Origin of the sequence: Rubrivivax sp. JA1026 (assembly GCF_011065555.1) — a bacterium.
Taxonomy (GTDB): domain Bacteria; phylum Pseudomonadota; class Gammaproteobacteria; order Burkholderiales; family Burkholderiaceae_C; genus Rubrivivax; species Rubrivivax benzoatilyticus.
On sequence record NZ_JAALCQ010000004.1, the window covers coordinates 292,479 to 308,517 of the forward strand.

Here is a 16,039-nt window from a genome sequence, read left to right on the forward strand (position 1 = left end):
ATGCCGCTTTCCCCCCGACGATGGCTCGCGTACGCCGCCGCCTGCCTCGTGCTGGCCTGGCCGGCTTTCGCGGCCGCCTACGGCCCGATGTACAACATCGGCAACCTCGGCGTGCTGGACTCGTCCTGGTACTACCAGTCGATCCAGTACCGCATCGTCGAGAACGCACGCCAGCGCAATGCGGCCGCCAAGGCCGCCGACACGCCGCCCGCACCCAGCCGCGACGCCGTCGTCAACCTCGTCACCCGGGCCGACGGTCCGACCCGGGTCCCCAGCCTGCTGGCCGCCGGCTACCCGCCCGCCGGGCGGGCGCAGGCCGAGTCGACGTTCGCGACGCTGCTGCGGTCCTATGGCGACATCGAACGCCGCTTCGGCATCGAGCCGGGCGACCTCGGCGGCGCCGCCGCGGCCTTCGTCGCCGGCTGCTGGATGGCGATGCGCGGCGAGGACTTCCCCGACCGCCATTTCGCCACCCTGGTCGCGCAGATGCGCCGGGTGATGGCCTCGCAGCCGGGCTTCGCCTCGGTGCCGGCGCGCGAGCGGCGCGAAGCCTACGAACAGCTGGCCATCATCGGCATGTTCATGGCGACGACGCAGATGGGGCTGAAGACCAAGCCCGACGCCGCACTCGCGAAAAGCAGCCGCGACGCGGCGCGAGGCTATCTGCAGCAGTTCCTGAAGGGCGACGTCGATCGGCTGACGCTGGGCGACGACGGCCTGGCGCTGCGCTGACGGCCTCCCCCTGGTCACGATCCCAGGTGGCGAGCGCGACGCCGCCTGCCTAAGCTGAGCCGCGATCGGAGGACCGCCCATGAACGACATCGGCCGCCAACCCGCACGCGCACCGTCCCCGCCGCCCTCGCCGGTGGTGGACACGGCGCTGCGCCGGCTCGACCGCCTGCTCGACGCCTCGGGCCTGGGCTGGGTCAGCCGCGACGAGGTACGCGAGGCCACCGAGCTGATCGGGGCGCTGCCGGCGCACGACGCCGACGCCGTCGTCGACCGCATGGCCGCCACGGGCCGGCTGTACCGGCTGGCGCAGGAGGTGATGGACCGCTCCTGGGTCGGCCCCGGGCTGACGGCCGACCAGCGTGCCGACTTCTTCCAGACCATGGCGCAAGACCTGGACGGCGACTCGCTGGCCGCGCTGTCGCAGGCCCTGGCCGGCACGGATGCGGCCAGCGGCGGCTTCGAGCCGGTAAGCGAACTGGGCGCGGCGGTGGCCCGCCACGCCTCGCCACAAGCCAAGCTGGACTACGTGCAGGCGCTGGCCGGCCAGACGACCGACAAGCCGCAGCACGCGGCCGGCGGCCTGCTGGAGTTCGACGGTCAGCGCCGCCTGGGCGACGCCGAGGCGCGCGCCATCGCCTCGGTCGTCGCGTCCTTGGGCGACGCCCCGGCCTCGGCGCGTGCCGCCTTCGAGACCCTGGCGCGCGCGCCCGGTGCACTCGACGCCGTGATGCTCGCCGCCACCGACACCGAGCAGGACTGGGGCTTGATCAACGGCTGGCACACGGCAAAGTCGGACCACGGCACGTTCCGCGCGCTGATGCAGACCGCCGCGCGCATGGAACAAGGCTTCGCCGGCGGTGCCGACGGCGCCACCGTGCGCGCGCTCGGCGACCGCGTGTTCGACGCCGCGGTGCGCGCCGTCGCCCCGGGCGACGTGCAGGCCGCCGACCTGGTGTTCCGCGCCACGCCGATGGACGCACACGCCACGCGCATGGCCGAGCTGTCGCAGGCCGTCTACGACCGCAGCAGCGCACCGGCCGGCGCCACGCGGCTGGACGACGCGCAGCTGCAGGCGCTGGGGCTGGACCCGGCGCTGCTGCACAAGCCGGCGATCGGCTTCGAGGCGGCGCTGTTCCGCCTGGACGACGGCGGCTGGGTGCTGGCCTTCCGCGGCACCGACGACTGGGCGCTGGCGCGTGCGGGCGATGCCGACGACAACCTGGCCCAGGGCCTGGGGCTGGGCTCGCTGCAGCACTCGGCGGCGGCGATCGCGGCGATGGAGGTGGCGCGCGTCGTGCCCGCCGGCCGTCTGGAGACCACCGGCCACTCGCTGGGCGGCGGCCTGGCGGCCACGGCCGCCGGTCGCGCCGGCGTGCCGGCCACGACCTTCAACGCCGCCGGCGTCGCCGACGAGACACGCGAAGGTTATTCGCTGCACTTCGCCGAGGGCCAGGTCACCAACTACCGCACGACGGGTGACATCATGAGCTTCCTGAACGGAGGGCCGGTGCCGACACGTTATGCCGACGCGCTGGGGCTGGACCGGCTGCGCCAGTTCCCGGCGTCGGTCGGCCGCTCCGTGGACCTGGGCAACCCGCTGGCGCGTGTTTACCTCGGCGCGCGCCTGGACTGCTGGAACCCGGGCACGATCGCCGAGGGAGGCCGGTTCGGCACGCAACAACATGGCATGGCGGAAGTTCTGCGGCATCGTGCGCCGGCGCCCTAGCGGCGTCGGCGTGGTGCTGGCCACGGGCCTCGCGGCCCTGGGTTTCGCCGCCTGCTCGCCGGCCGCCGCACCGAAGGAGGAACCCGTGTCCATCGACGTCTCCGCCGTCTTCGGCGCCACCGACCAGCGCGATCGCGCCCAGGCCCGTTTCGCCGACGAGCCCAGCCGCCGTTTCCTGCGCCTGGCCGAAAGCGGCGACCTGGCCGCGATGACGGCCCAGGTGCGCGCGGGCTACGCCGTCGACACGCCCGGCGAGCAGGGCGTGACGCCGCTGCTGGCCTACGTCGCCTACGTGCGCCCGGTGCGTGCCGACGTCGTCGCCCACCTGCTGGCGCTGGGTGCCGACCCGACACGCACGCTGACCAACGGCATGTCGCTGCTCAACGCCGCCGCGCGTGCGCGCGACCCGCAGCTGCTGCCGGTGCTGCTGAAGGCCGGCGTGTCGCCCGATGCGCGTCTGCCGGAGCAAGGCGAGACCTTTCTGTCGCTGGCGATCCGCGAAGGCAACACCGATCTCGCGCTGGCGTTGCTGCAGGCCGGCGCACGCGCCGAGCTGCCGACCGAGGACGGCAGCCTGCCGCTGCTGCTGGCCACCGGCATGGGCAACTGGATCGTCGCCGACGCGCTGCTGCAGGCCGGCGCACGCATCGACCCGCCACGCCTGGCGCACGCGCTGAAACTGAACCCGCCGGCCGCTGACACGGCGCAGGGCCGCGCGCACGCCGCGGTGGCGGCGCGGCTGTCGCGCTGACCCTGGGATCGGCCCCAGCCTGGGAGCGCTCCCGGCTGGCGGCGCGGTCGCCCCGCGGCATCGAATCGGGCTTCAGCCGCAGGAGAGCCGCCCGATGAATGCCACCGATTCCGTCTCGCGCTGCGATGCCGCCGGCAGCGCGTCGCGCCCCGAAACCTCCAGCCCGGCACGCGAGCTGATCGGCGCTGCGCGCGACCCGCGCAGCGGCAGCCTGGACACCGCACGCCTCGGCGCCTGGGTCGCCGACGCCGCGCGCCAGGATCCGGGCCGCGCCGCCCAGGCCTATGCGGCGATCGAGGACGAGCTGACGGCGCAAGGCCGGGTCGGCGAGCTCGCACGCTTGAACGCCGACGTCGTCGCCGCCGCTGGCGGCGGGCTGCAGGCCCCCGGCGGCCTCTGGGGCGCCGGCCAGGGCATGCTGCAGGCCGGGCGGCAGGTGCTGGTCGACAACCCGATCCTCGTTAAGCAGTGGGAGTAGACGACCAGCGCCTGGACGCTTCGCGGCGGCACCACACAGGGGCTGGTGGACTTGCTTCGAAGCCACGGCATCACGATGAACGTGGCAGTGAATCCGGCTCCACCCGGTTCGCTCAAGCCATCGGACGGCACGCCCCGGGCCATCGCCAACAACATCAACGGCTCCGTGGCCCGCGATGCCATCGCCGAGCGTTGGCGCGCCGCCGGCCACGAGGTGCGGACCGAAGTGCCAACCCATGGCGGCGCCCGCGTCGTCGATGTCGTGGTCGACATCCGCAAACCAGACCCGCGCATCAACGAGCGGCTTGAGATCGAGAGCAAAGTCGGCGTGGTGGGCCTGGACGGACGGGTCCGCGCCCAAGCGGCGCTGGACGGGCAGGCCTTGCGCGCCAACGCTGCTCTACGCCAGTCGGGCCGGGTGCTCGAAGGCGTCGGCCGCGTGGCCCGGCCGGTCGGTCTGGTGGTCGACGCGATCCAGGTCGGCCAGGCTTTCCGCGCCGACGGCAACCAGGTCGGCACGAACACCGGGCGTGCGGCCTCGGGCCTGGCCGGCGGCGCACTTGGCGGCTGGGGCGGCGCGGCCGCCGGCGCGGCGCTGGGCACGGCGATCTTTCCGGGCGTCGGCACCGTCGTGGGCGGCCTCATCGGCGGCATCGGTGGTGCGCTGGCGGGCGACGCCGCCGGCCGCGGCGTGTTCGATACAGTGCGCAGCTGGTTCTGACCGGAGGCGGGCCGCCAGCGGCCCGGACGCGCATGTTCGACTGGCTCACGCGCCGCCGCGAAGCCCGGCCGGGCGACACGCTCGGCGCACGGCTGCGCGACTACCCGCCCTACGAGGCGCCGCACGCCGGCCGCGGCTCGGCACTGCGCCCCGACCAGGCGGCGGAGAACCTCGCCTGCTTCGAACAGGTCCTGCCGCAACGGCTGCAGCAGGTCTCGGCGCTGCTGCGGGAGGTCGCCGGCATCGACACCCGGGCGGCGCTGGCCGACCCGTCGGCGCACGCCGCGGCGTTCGCCGACGAGTTGCAGCGCTGGGCACTCGCCCAGTGGCCCGCGCTGCCGGCCGAGGGTGGCCTCGCACGCTGGCTGGACAGCCGCCGCAGCGGCGACGACATCGTCTTCTCGATGCTGCTGGACCTGGCGATCCTGCTCGGCGAGTTGGTCCGCCGTGGCAACCCGGACTGGCACTGGGGCCTGGATCTGGACGCGAAGAACCTCGCCGACGGCATGCTCAGCGCACGCCGCATCGTGCTGCTGGCCGACCCGGTGGGCACGCACACGACGCCTTTCGTGCTCGACGTCGAGGACATCGTCGTGCACCGCTTCCTGCATGGCGACGACCCGGCGCAGCGCCTGCTGAACCCGCTGCGTCGTCTGGTCGAGGAAGGCCTGCGCGGCGATGCGATGGCTCACTGGCGGCAGGCCGGGCCGGCACCGCGCTGAGACCATGACGGGCTGGCTGAAGACCATTTTCGGTCCACGCGAACGCGAGGGCGCGCTGGGTGCCCGGCTGCGCCAGTACCCGCCGTTCGTGCTGCCCCACCCGGGCTCGGGCGGCGAGCTGTCGGACGACCAGGCGCGCGAGAACCTGGCGAACTGGCTGCAGCAGCGCGAGCCGCGCCTGGCGACGATCACGCGGCTGCTGCACGACGACGCCGGCCTCGACACCGCGCCGGCGCTGGCCGCGCCACGGCAGCACGCCGCCGCTCTGTGCAGCGCGCTGCAGCAATGGGCAACCGAGGCCTGGCCGGCGCTGCCGCCGCATCCGCGGCCGGCGTATTCGCACTGGCTGCACAGCCGCCGCGACGGCGACGGGCTCGTCTACTCGATGCTCGCCGACCTGGCGCTGCTGCTCGGTGAACTCGTCTGCCGCGGCAACCCGGCCTGGCGCTGGGGCGTCGACCTGGACCCGCAGAACATCGCCGACGGGCTGCTGACGGCGCGCCGCATCGTGCTGCTGGCCGACGTCGGCGGCCACCGTTTCGTGCTCGACGTCGAAGCCGTCGTCGTCGCCCGCTTTCTCGACGCCGAAGCCCCGGCGCAGCGCCTGCTCGATCCGCTGCGTCAGCTGGTCGAACGCGGGCTGCGCGGCGACGACTTCGTGGTGCTGGGCGGCAGCGGCTGAAAGCTCCGCCCGTCCCAGGTCCAGCGCCGCCCGTCGGCACAGGCGACGGTGAGGCCGCGCCGCGGCAGCGTGCAGTCGTCGCTGTCGCGCCAGCCGGGCAGCAGCGCGGCCGTGAGGTCGTTCCAGCCCGCGCCGTCGCGGCGCAGCAGCCGCGTGCGCTGCGCGTCCGGCCAGCGCTGTTGCACGGCGACGACGGCGCCGCCGTCGGCCTGGCGGAACAGCGCCGCGACATAACCCGGCCGGCCGCCGTCGCCACGCAGCGCGAGATAGCCGTTGGCGGCGTCGTCCACCTCGTACAGCGGGTGGCCGGGCTGCAGGCGCTGCAATCGTTCCAGCCGCGTCAGGTCGACGACGTCGACCGGCAACGAGGCGAAAGCCGCCGCCAGTTCGCCCTTCACCTTCGGCAGCAGCCGTTCGTAGGCCGGCGCCAGGCGGCGACGCGCCTCGGCGGCGTCGCTCACACCGTCGAGTAGCGATTCCAGCTCGGGCACGGCGCGCACGCCGTCGCCGTCGCGGCGCAGCACACGCGCGCTGTCGTGGCGCTCGCCGCCGGCCGGCGCGGCGCGGGTGTAGCGCTCGAGCAGCACGAGGTCGCGTGCGCCCTCGGGCCCGGTGGCGAAGGCGGCGCGCAGTTCGATGTCGAAGAAGGCGTCGGCCGGCTCGGGGTCGCGCAGGCGCAGCAGCCGCCAGTGCGCGGCGTCGCCGGGGCGCGGTGCCAGGTACCAGACGGCGACGCCGGCCTCGGGCTCGGGCGCGCGCCAGGCCAGCAGCCAGCCACGTTCGTGGGCGCCGAAGGGCAGCACCAACGGGCCGTGTATCAGGCGGGACCCGGCGGGCAGCAGCGTTCGCAGCGCGGCCTCGTCGGCGGCGGCCGCGGCGGGCACTTCGTAGGGGGGGTCGTCAGCCGCGGCCGCGGCGGTGCCGGTCAGCACCGCGAGCAGCGCCGCGCACAGCCTTTGCAGCAGCGTCATGCGGCGACGATAGCGCCGGCCGCGGCAGCCACCGGCATCCGGTTGCAACGGCCTCAGTGGGAGGAGAACCGCGCCCAGGCCTCGGCCATGCGCGTGTCGTACTGGTTGGCGGCGTAGCCCTCGCCGTTGTAGCGCCGCGCGAAGCCGGCCCAGTCGTGGTCGCGCAGCGCCTGGTGCATCGCCGGGTCAGCCTGGATGAAGCTGACGAAGGCGTCGAGCTGGCGGCCTTCGCCCTGCTGCATCGCCTGCACGAAGCTCTCGACGTCGGCGTAGCCGGCGGCCTGGTGGTTGAAGCCCATGATCTGGAAACGGCCCCAGGAGGCCGACTCCAGCGCCGCCGTGCGGTCCAGCGCCATCGCCTGCTCCAGCCGCGGGTACTCGCCGGCGCCGCCGACGTAGAGGCTGCGGTTCCAGCGCGCGCTGGAGATGTCGGGGTGGCTGGCGTTGTAGGCGCCGCCGGTGCGGCGGCCGAAGACGTGGGCCTCGAACAGGATCTTCGGTCGCCCGTCGGCGAGGAAACCGCTGCCCGGCGCCTCGACCTGCGCGACGGCGCGGATCGCGGCGACGTCGACACCCAGCGTCGTCGCGGCGCGCTGCCAGTCGGCGTCGCTCAGCGTGCGCTGCGGTGTCGCCGCGGGAGCGGCCGGCGCCGCAGCGGCCTCGGTGCCCAGCCGCTGCGTGTCGACGAGCACGGTGCGCACGCTGTTCTGCGTGCCCAGCGCGTCGAACAGCCGGGCGTGTTCGGCCGGCGGCAGCGTCAGGCAGCCGGCCGAGCCGGTGTTGTTCTGGCCGCCGACGTGGATGTGCATGCCGTAACCGCCACGCGCGGTGCGCACGCCTTCGTCGAAGCGGCCGTCGTGGTTGGTGTCGCGCTCGGTGACCTGGTCGTTGCCGGCCATCAGCGCGCGGGCGCCGAGGAAGCTGCCGCGCGTGTGGCTGTAGGTGCCTTCGGCCAGGCGGCCCTGGTCGCCGCGGCCGTCGCCGTTGTAGTCACCGCCGACGGCGCGGCGTGCGTACGGGCCGCCGGGTTCGTACTGGCCCGAGGGGTCGGTGTTGGCGCGCAGCTCGACGGCGTGGCGCGTGCCGTCGGCGCCCTGCCAGAGCACGACCATGCGGTCGTCGTAGACGCCGCGGCCTTCGGCAGCGCGGGCGTTCGTGTCCTGGCGCAGCGCGAGGATCACGCGGCGGCCGTCGGCCAGGTCCTGGCGCGCCGCGGCGTCGCCGAAACGTTCGACCTGTGCGGCGTAGAGCTCGCAACGCGCGGCTTCGTCCAGGCCGGTGGTGTCGGGCAGACGGCCGGCGGCGAGCGCCGGCGCGGCCGGGGCGGCGGGGGTGGCTGGTGCCGCAGCGCGCGGCGCGCTGCTCGGCAGCCGCAGCACGTCGCCGGGGAAGATCAGGTTCGGGTTGGTGATGCCGTTGGCTTGCACGAGAGCGGCTACGCTGCTGCCGTGGCGCGCCGCGATCGCCGCCAGCGTGTCGCCCGGCTTCACGGTGACGCTGCGTTCGGCCGCCGGCAGCGCCAGCCATTCGCCGGGATGGATGACGTCGGGGTTGCGCAGCTGCGGGTTGGCGGCGATCAGCGCCTGCAGGTCGACGCCGTGGCGCTGCGCGATCGCCGCCAGCGTGTCGCCGCGCCGCACCTGCACGCCGGCGGCGTCGCCCGATGCGGCCGGCCGGTGGCTCGTGGCGGCGAGGCTGATGCGGGTCGTGCTGAGGTCCATGCGGGCGGCTCCTGCGGGCGATCGGATGCCGGGCATGCTCCGGCCGGCACGCGCCGCCCGCCAGTGCGGATCGCTCCTCACGGGCGCGCACCGGCTGCAGACGTTTACGTTCGCCCCGGGATCGAACCCAGGGGCGGCGGCGGGACCACGCTGCCTAGACTGCGCCGTGGCCCCCTTCCCGCCCCTGCTGCAGACGGCACGTCTTCGCCTGCGCCGCTTCACGCCCGCCGACGTGCCGGCCCTCGTCGCGATGCACCGCGAGCCGCGTGTGCGCGAGCTGCTCGTCGACGACCAGCCGCTGGACGATCCCGCCGTGGCCGCCGACTTCGTGCGCCGCATGCAGGCCTGGTATCACGATCACCCGGGGCTCGGCATCTGGCACGCCGAACGCCTGCAGCCGGCCGACGCCGCGGCGCTGGCCGAAGCCCGGGCGGCCGTCGCCGCCGGCGAACTCGACGCCGCGGCGCTGGCCTGGCTGGACCGCCCGGGCTGGCAGTTCTGCGGCTGGTTCAACCTGATGCCGATGAGCGGCCAGCCGCCGCGCATCGAACTCGGCTGCCGGCTGCGCCCCGAGGCCTGGGGCGGCGGGCTGGCGCTCGAAGGCGGCGAAGCGCTGCTGGCCCAGGCTTTCGGCCCGCTGGCACTGGGCGAGGTCTGGGCCGTCTGCCACCCGCAGCACCGCTCGGTCGACGTGGTGCTGCGCACGCTGGGTTTCGACGCGCTGGGCACGGCGGCTTACGACGGCCGGCCGGCCGCGCACTACCGGCTGGACCGCGCCGGCTGGCAGGCGGCGCAGCGCCACGGCTTGCGCGAGCGCCGGCGCCACGCCGTCGCGGCGGTTCGTGCGCTCGCCGCCTGATCGTGCAGACGATGAACACCCCCGCTGCGCCCGTGCGCCCGCCCGCAACACCCCGCAGCGACGGCGAGCCGGCGCGGCCGTCGGACGCACGCGCCGAGGACTTCGCCGCCGCGGTGCAGCGCGCCGCGCGGCGCGGCCCGAAGACGCCGGACGAACCCGCGGCCAGGATGGCGCCGCCGCAGGACGCCGGCCCGCCGGCCGTCGGCGCGCTGCTGGCCGCCCTGCCGCCGCCGGCCTTCGCCAGCGCCACCGCCGCCGCAGCGCCGGCCGCACGCGGCGACGTCGCGGCGGCCGAGGTCGGCGCGGCGCTGAGCGGCCTGCTCGCGCCCGCCGACGCCGAGGGTCTGCAGCACTGGCAGTTCAGCTTCGCCCAGGCCGGGCTGCCGCTGTCGGCGGTGGCGCTGACGCTGCCGGCCGTGCCCGGCGGCACGATGCAGCTGCAGCTGCGCCTGCCGGCGCACAGCCGCGAACGCCCGGCGCTGGCCGCCGGGCTGGACAGCCTGCGCGAACGCCTGGCCGCGCGTGGCGCTTCGGGCGCGGAGATCACCCTGCACGACGACGAGAGCCCCGCCCGATGAACGCCCCGCCCCGAGCCGACGCCGGCGCACGCCTGGCCGCCGAACTGCCCGCCCTCGTCGAGCGTGCGCTCGCCCGCCTGCTCGACAGCCCCGACGTCGGCCCCGATCCGGCGCCGCTGCACGTGCCGCGCAGCGTGCGCTCGGCCGGCGCCGCGGCACTGGCCGCGCGCCACGGCGGCGGCCCGGCCGCACGCACCCAGGCGCTGGCGCTGTACACACGCTGCCTGCAGCACTACCGCCAGAGCGTGCAGGCGCGGCTGCAGCCCGGGCTGCGCGAGGACGATGCCGGGCTGGCGGCGGCCTTCTTCACGCTGGCCAACCTCGCCGCCTTCGACGGGCAGGCGCCCGAACCCGAGCGGCTGGAGGCCGTCGAGCGCCAGTTCCGCCGCCTGCTGGGCGCCTGCGGCACCTGGGTGCAGTGCAGCACCGCCGAACGCCAGTCCTTCGTCGAGCAGCTCGCCGCCATCGGCGTGCTGGTCAACGAGTCGCGCCTGACCGCGGCCACGCAGGGCGAAGCGGCGCAGGCGCACCTGCGCGAGGCGGCACGCGGCTACCTCGTGCAGCTGCTGGGTCTGGCGCCCGAACGCCTGGCGCTCGGCGACAACGGGCTGGTGCTGAAGGCGGCCTGATGTCGCTGCAGGTCACGCCGAGCCCGCTGGCCGGGCTGGCCGCCTGGTTCGGCGGCGACGGCGCGGCCGCCGGCATGGTGCCGGGTCCGAACGCCCCGCCGGCAGCCGGCCAAACGCAGGCCGCGGCCGCCACGCTGGCCGCACCGACGCCAGCCGCACTGCCGACGGCGCCCGGCGCCCCGGCCACTGCGGCACCGCCGGCCTGGGGCCGCACCGAGCCCGGCGAGCTGAGCCAGCCGATGCCGCTGGCGGCGGCGCCGGCTTCGTCGCCGGCCCCCGACGTCGCCGCGCCGCCGCTGACGCCGGCCTGGGTGGGCAGCCTGCAGACGCCGTCGGCCTTCGCGCCCGGCTGGCCGCGTGCGCCACGCCCCGAACGCGAGGCGCGCCGCCCACGCCCGGCGGTGGACGATCCCTGGGACGACGCCGAGGCACCCGAGACGCCCCCGACGGCCCGGCCCGACGAAGCGCCCGCCGCGCGCCCGGTCACGCCGCTGCCCGCCGGCCTGCCCGAACGGGTTCGCGCCGAACTGCTGCGCCGGCGCAGCGTGCTGCTGCTCGCGCCGCTGCGCGCGGCCCGCGGCCCGGCGCCGCTGGCCGGCTGGTGGCTGGGCGTCGACGCCCAGGGCCAGGCGCGCGTGCGGCGCTGCGCGCTGATCGGCGAAGCGCCGCCGGCCGACGGCTGGCGCTTCTGGCACGCACACCGCGACGACGAACACAGCGCCGCGCGCCTGGCCGCGCGTGCCGACGCCCCGGGCCAGCCGGCGTTGCAGCTGCGACTGGCCGGCGAGGGCCTGCCGCCAGCGCTGCGCGGCCCGGCCGAGGCCTGGGCCGATCTGCTCGAACCCGGCCTGGCGCGGCGCTGCCTGGGCCTGCAATGGACCTGGCTGGTGGCCTGCGCGCCGTCGCCGCCGCCCTGGGCATGACATCTGATGCCTGCCCCGTGAACACCGAACCCGACAACGCCACGTTGCTCGCCGCGCTGGGCCAGGCGGCGCTGCGCCTGCGCATGGCGCCGGCCGGCGTCGTCTGGCGCACGCCGGCCTGGGCCGAACGCCATGCCGGCTGGCCCGATGCCGCGCTGCACGCGGCGCTGCAGCCCGCCTGGCAGGCGCGCGGCGAGCCCGGCTCGGCCGGCTCGGGCAGCGTCGCCGCGCCGGGCGGCACGATGGTCGCGCTGCACTGGGTCGTGCTGGCCGACGGCCTGCTGCTGCACGAGCCGGCGCCGCCGCACGACACCGCGCTGGCGCTGCAGCGCCATCTGCGCGACCGCGAACGGCTGCTGTTCACCTCGCGCAGCGTCAGCGTCGGCGAGATGGCGAGCACGCTGGCGCACGAGATCAACCAGCCGATCGGCACGATCGCCAACGTGCTGCGCGGCGTCGGCGCGCGGCTGGCGCGGCTGGCCGTGCCGGCGCACGAGCAGGCGGCGCTGGAAGACCTGCGCCACGGCCTGAAGCTGGCGCTGGACCAGGCGCAGTTCGCCGGCCGCATCGTCGGCCGCATCCGCGAATACACGCCCTCGCGCCAGCCGCGGCGCGAGCGCCTGGACCTGCGCGCGCTGGCCAGCGAGTGCGTGTCGCTGCTGGACTGGGAGTTCGCACGCGACGGCGTGCCGGTGCAGACGGACATGCCGCAGGAGGCCTGGATCGAGGGCGACGCGCTGATGCTGCAGCAGGTGATCGTCAACCTGATGCGCAACGCGCTCGAGGCCCAGCGCGAGGCGCCGGGGCCGCAGGCGCGTGTGCTGCTGCGCCTGCAGCGCGTGCCGGGGCTGGCCGGCGTGCCCGACGAGCAGCAGCTGGACATCGTCGACCACGGCTGCGGCATCCCCGAGGACGGCGAGAGCCGGCTCTTCGTGCCCTTCGAGTCGAGCAAGCCCGACGGCATGGGCATCGGGCTGAAGATCTGCCGCAGCTTCGTCGAGCTGCACCAGGGCCGGCTGTGGTTCACCCGCCATGCGCCGCCGGACGCCGGCTGCAGCTTCCACATCGCGCTGCGTGCGGCGCCGCCGCAGCCGTCAGCGCCCGGGCGGACCGAGCGCGCCGAAGCCCGAGAGCCCGGACCAGCCGCCGCCTGAACCGGCGCGCGCGGCCTGCAGAAAGGCGTCGACGGCCGCCCCGGGCGCGGCCCCCGGCACCCAGGCCGCGGCCAGCGCGCGCAGCGCGGCGCGGTCGGCCCGCGACCATGCGCCTTCCAGCGGGTCGGCGGCGGCGGCGTCGAGCCGGGCACGGTAGCGGGCGTGCGCCTCCCGGTCCTGCGCCATCAGTCCGAGCAGCGCCCGCGCCGTGCGGTCGAAGGCGCTGGCCGACAGCGGCAGCGCGCCCTGCGGGTGCAGAAAGGCGGCGCAGAGGAACTCGATCGGCCCCTGGCGCCGCGAGGCGCCCGCCAGCGCGCCCCAGGCGGCCTGCGGCCCGGCCGGCAGCCGGCCGCTGGCCAGCGCGTCGTTGAGCGTGGCCGCCACGGCACGCTGCGCCAGCGGCTCGCCGTGTTCGCCGACGAGGCACAGCACACGCAGGAACGCCGGGTACAGCGGGTCGCCGATCGCGCGGCACAGCTGCTCCAGCCAGGGCACACGCTCGGCGGGCGAGAGCAGGCAGCAGCCGTCGACGAGGGTCTGGGCGGCCTCGTGCCAGTCGGGGTCGGCGCGCAGCGCCTTCACGGGATCAGGCGCCGACGTCGCCGGCGAGCAGGCTGGCCAGGAAACGCGCCGTCAGCGCCTGTGGCGTGGCCGAACCGTCGGCCGGGGCGCGCAGCACGCGCGAGGCGGCGTCGGCACCGCCGTCGGTGCCGAGATCGGCCCAGCCCGCGGCCTCGGCGGCACGCGGCGCGGCGGCCGGAGCGAACGACGGCGACGGGGGCCAGGCGGGCAGCGAGGTCATGGCGGCAGCTTAAGAGGCCCGCCCGGGGCCGCGCCACTGAGGATCGCCCCCAGGGTCAGGGTGCCCAGATGCGCAGCGCCGGCAGCAGGCCGGCGACGCCATCGTCGATGCGGGCGACGATCGCGTCGACCAGCACCGTGAACATCAGCACCCAGACCAGCGTGGCGGCCACCGACTTCAGCGACATCGAGATCGAGATCAGGTTGAGCTGCGGCGCGAAGCGGTTGACCAGGCCCAGTGCCAGGTCCAGCGCGTAGAGCACGACCAGCGCCGGCGCGGCGAGCAGGAAGGCCAGCACCATCAGCTGCGCGAAGGCCGACTCGAAGATCCGGACGTCGGCGGCGTCGAAGTTCAGGCCCGGCTGGGCCAGCGGCCACATCGCGAAGCTCTGCACCGCGACGGCCACCAGGGCCAGGAAACCGCCGCCGGCCATGAACAGGAACATCGCCAGCCGCGACAGCAGCGCACCCGACAACGAGGTCTGGTGGCCGGACAGCGGGTCGGCCACCTGCGCCAGCGTGGCGCCGACCTTGGCGTCGACGATCTGCCCGGCGGCCTCGAAGGCCCAGAGCACGGCGCCCAGCAGCACGCCCACGCCGATGCCCAGCAGCGCCTCGCGGCCGAAGAGCAGCATCCAGTGCCCGGCCGTCCAGCCCTGCACCGGCACCGCCGGCTGCACCGCCAGCGTGATCAGGCCCAGCCCGACGAAGATCGCGTTGCGCACCAGCGCCGGCACGGTCTCGGAAGCGAAGATCGGCAGCAGCAGGAAGGCGACGGCGAAACGCGTGCTGGCCAGCGCGACGAGCAGCGCGCCGTCGGCCAGCGAGTCGACGAAACGCAGCGCCTCCATCGTGCGGCGCGGCTCAGGGCCGCGAGACGATCTCCGGGAACTCGCTGAACAGCCGGTCGCCGAACGCGTACAGCGTGCCGCCGAGCAGCGCCGCGGTGACGAAGATCGTCAGCACGATCGCGAACAGCTTGGCCGCGTACTGGAAGGTCTGCTCCTGGATCTGCGTCGCGGCCTGGACGATGGCGATCAGCAGCCCGACGACCGCGGCCACCAGCACCGGCGGCGCCGACAGCAGCAGCACCAGCCACAGGGCCTGCAGCGTCAGTTGCATCGCTTCGCTGCCCGACATCGCGGCCTCAGTACGACAGCACGAGGCCGTGCGAGAGCTTGACCCAGCCGTCGACGAGCACGAACAGCAGCAGCTTGAACGGCAGCGAGACGGTGGTCGGCGACAGCATCATCATGCCCAGCGCCATCAGGATGTTGGAGACGACGAGGTCGATGACCAGAAAGGGCAGGAAGATCAGGAAACCGATCTGGAACGCCACCGACAGCTCGTTGACGACGAAGGCCGGCACGACGACGACGAGATCGCGTTCGCTCAGCGCCTGCTGTTGCGCCGGAGACAGGTTGCGGCGCAGCGTCTCCAGGAAGAAGCGCCGTTCGTCCGGGTTGGAATGCTGGATCAGGAACTCGCGCAGCGGCTCCTTGGCGGCGTCGGCGGCGGCCAGCAGGGCCTCGGTGCCGCGGCCGGCGGCCTGGCTCTGGCTCTGGCTCTGGCCGACACGCTCGGCCATCTGCAGCCCGACCGGGTACATGACGTAGATCGACAGCACCAGCGCCATGCCGTTGAGCACGACGTTGGGCGGCACCTGCTGCAGGCCGAGCGCGTTGCGCAGCAGGCTGAGCACGACGACGATCTTCGTGAACGAGGTCACCATCACGCCGACGAAGGGCGCCAGCGCCAGCAGGACGACGGTGATCAGCGCCGAGGACGGCGTGAACTGGCTCAGGTCCATGCGAGCGCCCGGTCCTCGCGCGGCGCCGGCGGGGCGCCGGCGACGTCGAGCAGCAAGCCCCAGCCCTGGCCGGCCGGCACCAGCGTGCCGCGGGCCCCGAGCGGGCCGGCGTGCAGCCGCGCGACGCCGGCCGAAAGCGCCGCCGTGACGTCCTCGGCGCCGAACCAGGCGCGCGAGTCGACGGCCACGGCCGCGTCGAGCCAGACCCGGGCCTCGCCCGGTCCGGCCGCGGGGGCGTCGCCGGCCACGGCACACAGCCGCCCGGCGCGCGGCTGCCAGAGGCCGGCGCGGGCCGGCAGCGGCTCGTCGGGCTGCAGCACGACCGGCAAGACCTCGCCGGCGAAGCTGGCCGGAAGCAGCAGCAGCGCGCCCGGCACCAGCGCCGCCGGCGGAACCCGCCCGGCGGGCAGCGTCTGCACGCACACGCGCACGGTCCACACCGGCCAGGCCAGCCGCAGCGCGGCCGATGGCGCCCGTCCCCAGGGCAGCAGCGCGGGCGGCAGCAGCAGCCGGCCGCCCTCGCCCCAGCCGAGGCCGACGGCACCGGCGGCTGCCGGCGCGCGGGCGGGCCGCAGATCGTCCAGCGGCGTGCCGATCCAGCGCTCCAGCGCCGCCAGCGCGTCCAGCGCCGAGGCCAGCGCACGCGCGGCGTCGAGGTCGGAATCGGGGTCGCCGGCCCCCGGCAGCTCGAGGCGGGCGCGGCCCTGGGGCCAGACGAGGTCGAAGCGGAACGGCGGCGGGGACATGCGACAGGGGACCGGAGCGAACCCCGGACTTCATCA

At 75.5% G+C, this 16,039-nt stretch carries 20 protein-coding genes; 12 read left to right on the forward strand and 8 right to left on the reverse strand.

Translation table 11 applies throughout. The features are described 5' to 3' along the window. From G5B56_RS09740 to G5B56_RS09770, 7 genes are all read left to right on the forward strand, one after another. Entirely contained in the window at nt 1-732 is a 732-nt protein-coding gene (locus G5B56_RS09740) for a DUF6683 family protein (protein ID WP_240920687.1), read from the forward strand. Nucleotides 733-811: 79 nt separating this feature from the next. Next, complete coding sequence (locus G5B56_RS09745) at nt 812-2,458, forward strand: DUF2974 domain-containing protein (RefSeq protein WP_164963057.1); 1,647 nt, start codon at nt 812-814, stop codon at nt 2,456-2,458. Between the two features lie 85 nt (nt 2,459-2,543). Next, nucleotides 2,544-3,209 carry an ankyrin repeat domain-containing protein gene (locus G5B56_RS09750; RefSeq protein WP_240920688.1) on the forward strand — a complete coding sequence of 222 codons (666 nt, stop codon included), beginning with the start codon at nt 2,544-2,546 and terminating at the stop codon, nt 3,207-3,209. 94 nt (nt 3,210-3,303) lie between these two features. Then, a complete protein-coding gene (locus G5B56_RS09755; protein ID WP_164963058.1) occupies nt 3,304-3,687 on the forward strand; it encodes a hypothetical protein in 384 nt (127 codons plus the stop codon). A gap of 75 nt (nt 3,688-3,762) precedes the next feature. Further along, complete coding sequence (locus G5B56_RS09760; RefSeq protein WP_164963059.1) at nt 3,763-4,407, forward strand: hypothetical protein; 645 nt, start codon at nt 3,763-3,765, stop codon at nt 4,405-4,407. Between the two features lie 32 nt (nt 4,408-4,439). Beyond that, the gene (locus G5B56_RS09765) at nt 4,440-5,129 is read left to right on the forward strand and encodes a hypothetical protein (RefSeq protein ID WP_164963060.1); all 690 of its coding nucleotides are present in this window, start codon (nt 4,440-4,442) and stop codon (nt 5,127-5,129) included. 4 nt (nt 5,130-5,133) lie between these two features. Further along, nucleotides 5,134-5,811, forward strand: coding sequence for a hypothetical protein (locus tag G5B56_RS09770; protein WP_009857239.1), 678 nt, complete (start codon nt 5,134-5,136; stop codon nt 5,809-5,811). Here the strand turns inward: G5B56_RS09770 and G5B56_RS09775 are convergent. Continuing rightward, nucleotides 5,751-6,782, reverse strand: a complete 1,032-nt coding sequence (locus tag G5B56_RS09775) for a hypothetical protein (protein ID WP_081666907.1) — start codon at nt 6,780-6,782, stop codon at nt 5,751-5,753. The genes G5B56_RS09770 and G5B56_RS09775 overlap by 61 nt on opposite strands. Nucleotides 6,783-6,835: 53 nt before the next feature. Then, nucleotides 6,836-8,503: an N-acetylmuramidase domain-containing protein gene (locus G5B56_RS09780; RefSeq protein ID WP_009857237.1), complete on the reverse strand. Its 1,668-nt coding sequence runs from the start codon at nt 8,501-8,503 to the stop codon at nt 6,836-6,838. Nucleotides 8,504-8,669: 166 nt separating this feature from the next. On the opposite strand from G5B56_RS09780, the gene G5B56_RS09785 reads away from it, so the two are divergent. From G5B56_RS09785 to G5B56_RS09805, 5 genes are read left to right on the forward strand one after another with little or no spacing between them, the layout of a single operon-like run. Further along, a complete protein-coding gene (locus G5B56_RS09785; RefSeq protein WP_164963061.1) occupies nt 8,670-9,362 on the forward strand; it encodes a GNAT family N-acetyltransferase in 693 nt (230 codons plus the stop codon). An 11-nt stretch (nt 9,363-9,373) separates the two neighbouring features. Next, nucleotides 9,374-9,940 (forward strand): hypothetical protein, encoded by a 567-nt coding sequence (locus tag G5B56_RS09790; protein ID WP_155983601.1) that lies wholly within the window; start codon nt 9,374-9,376, stop codon nt 9,938-9,940. After that, nucleotides 9,937-10,569 (forward strand): DUF6683 family protein, encoded by a 633-nt coding sequence (locus G5B56_RS09795; protein ID WP_009857857.1) that lies wholly within the window; start codon nt 9,937-9,939, stop codon nt 10,567-10,569. Before G5B56_RS09790 ends, G5B56_RS09795 begins: the two co-directional genes overlap by 4 nt. Continuing rightward, entirely contained in the window at nt 10,569-11,492 is a 924-nt protein-coding gene (locus G5B56_RS09800) for a hypothetical protein (RefSeq protein WP_029719013.1), read from the forward strand. Before G5B56_RS09795 ends, G5B56_RS09800 begins: the two co-directional genes overlap by 1 nt. Before the next feature lie 17 nt (nt 11,493-11,509). Next, on the forward strand, nt 11,510-12,646 hold the full coding sequence (locus G5B56_RS09805) for a sensor histidine kinase (protein ID WP_164963062.1): 1,137 nt from the start codon (nt 11,510-11,512) through the stop codon (nt 12,644-12,646). Here the strand turns inward: G5B56_RS09805 and G5B56_RS09810 are convergent. Genes G5B56_RS09810 through G5B56_RS09835 form a run of 6 tightly spaced genes read right to left on the reverse strand, consistent with a single transcriptional unit; the run spans nt 12,587 to nt 16,003 of the window. Continuing rightward, nucleotides 12,587-13,228, reverse strand: coding sequence for a hypothetical protein (locus tag G5B56_RS09810; protein ID WP_164963063.1), 642 nt, complete (start codon nt 13,226-13,228; stop codon nt 12,587-12,589). The two genes, G5B56_RS09805 and G5B56_RS09810, sit on opposite strands and share 60 nt — an antisense overlap. 4 nt (nt 13,229-13,232) lie before the next feature. Then, nucleotides 13,233-13,448: a hypothetical protein gene (locus tag G5B56_RS09815; RefSeq protein ID WP_164963064.1), complete on the reverse strand. Its 216-nt coding sequence runs from the start codon at nt 13,446-13,448 to the stop codon at nt 13,233-13,235. 55 nt (nt 13,449-13,503) lie between these two features. Further along, a complete protein-coding gene (sctT, locus tag G5B56_RS09820; protein ID WP_009857356.1) occupies nt 13,504-14,298 on the reverse strand; it encodes a type III secretion system export apparatus subunit SctT in 795 nt (264 codons plus the stop codon). Nucleotides 14,299-14,311: 13 nt separating this feature from the next. Beyond that, entirely contained in the window at nt 14,312-14,587 is a 276-nt protein-coding gene (gene sctS, locus G5B56_RS09825; RefSeq protein WP_009857357.1) for a type III secretion system export apparatus subunit SctS, read from the reverse strand. A gap of 7 nt (nt 14,588-14,594) precedes the next feature. Continuing rightward, nucleotides 14,595-15,257: a type III secretion system export apparatus subunit SctR gene (gene sctR, locus G5B56_RS09830; RefSeq protein ID WP_009857358.1), complete on the reverse strand. Its 663-nt coding sequence runs from the start codon at nt 15,255-15,257 to the stop codon at nt 14,595-14,597. Beyond that, nucleotides 15,248-16,003 carry a hypothetical protein gene (locus tag G5B56_RS09835; protein WP_037290944.1) on the reverse strand — a complete coding sequence of 252 codons (756 nt, stop codon included), beginning with the start codon at nt 16,001-16,003 and terminating at the stop codon, nt 15,248-15,250. Before G5B56_RS09835 ends, sctR begins: the two co-directional genes overlap by 10 nt. Nucleotides 16,004-16,039: the final 36 nt, after the last annotated feature.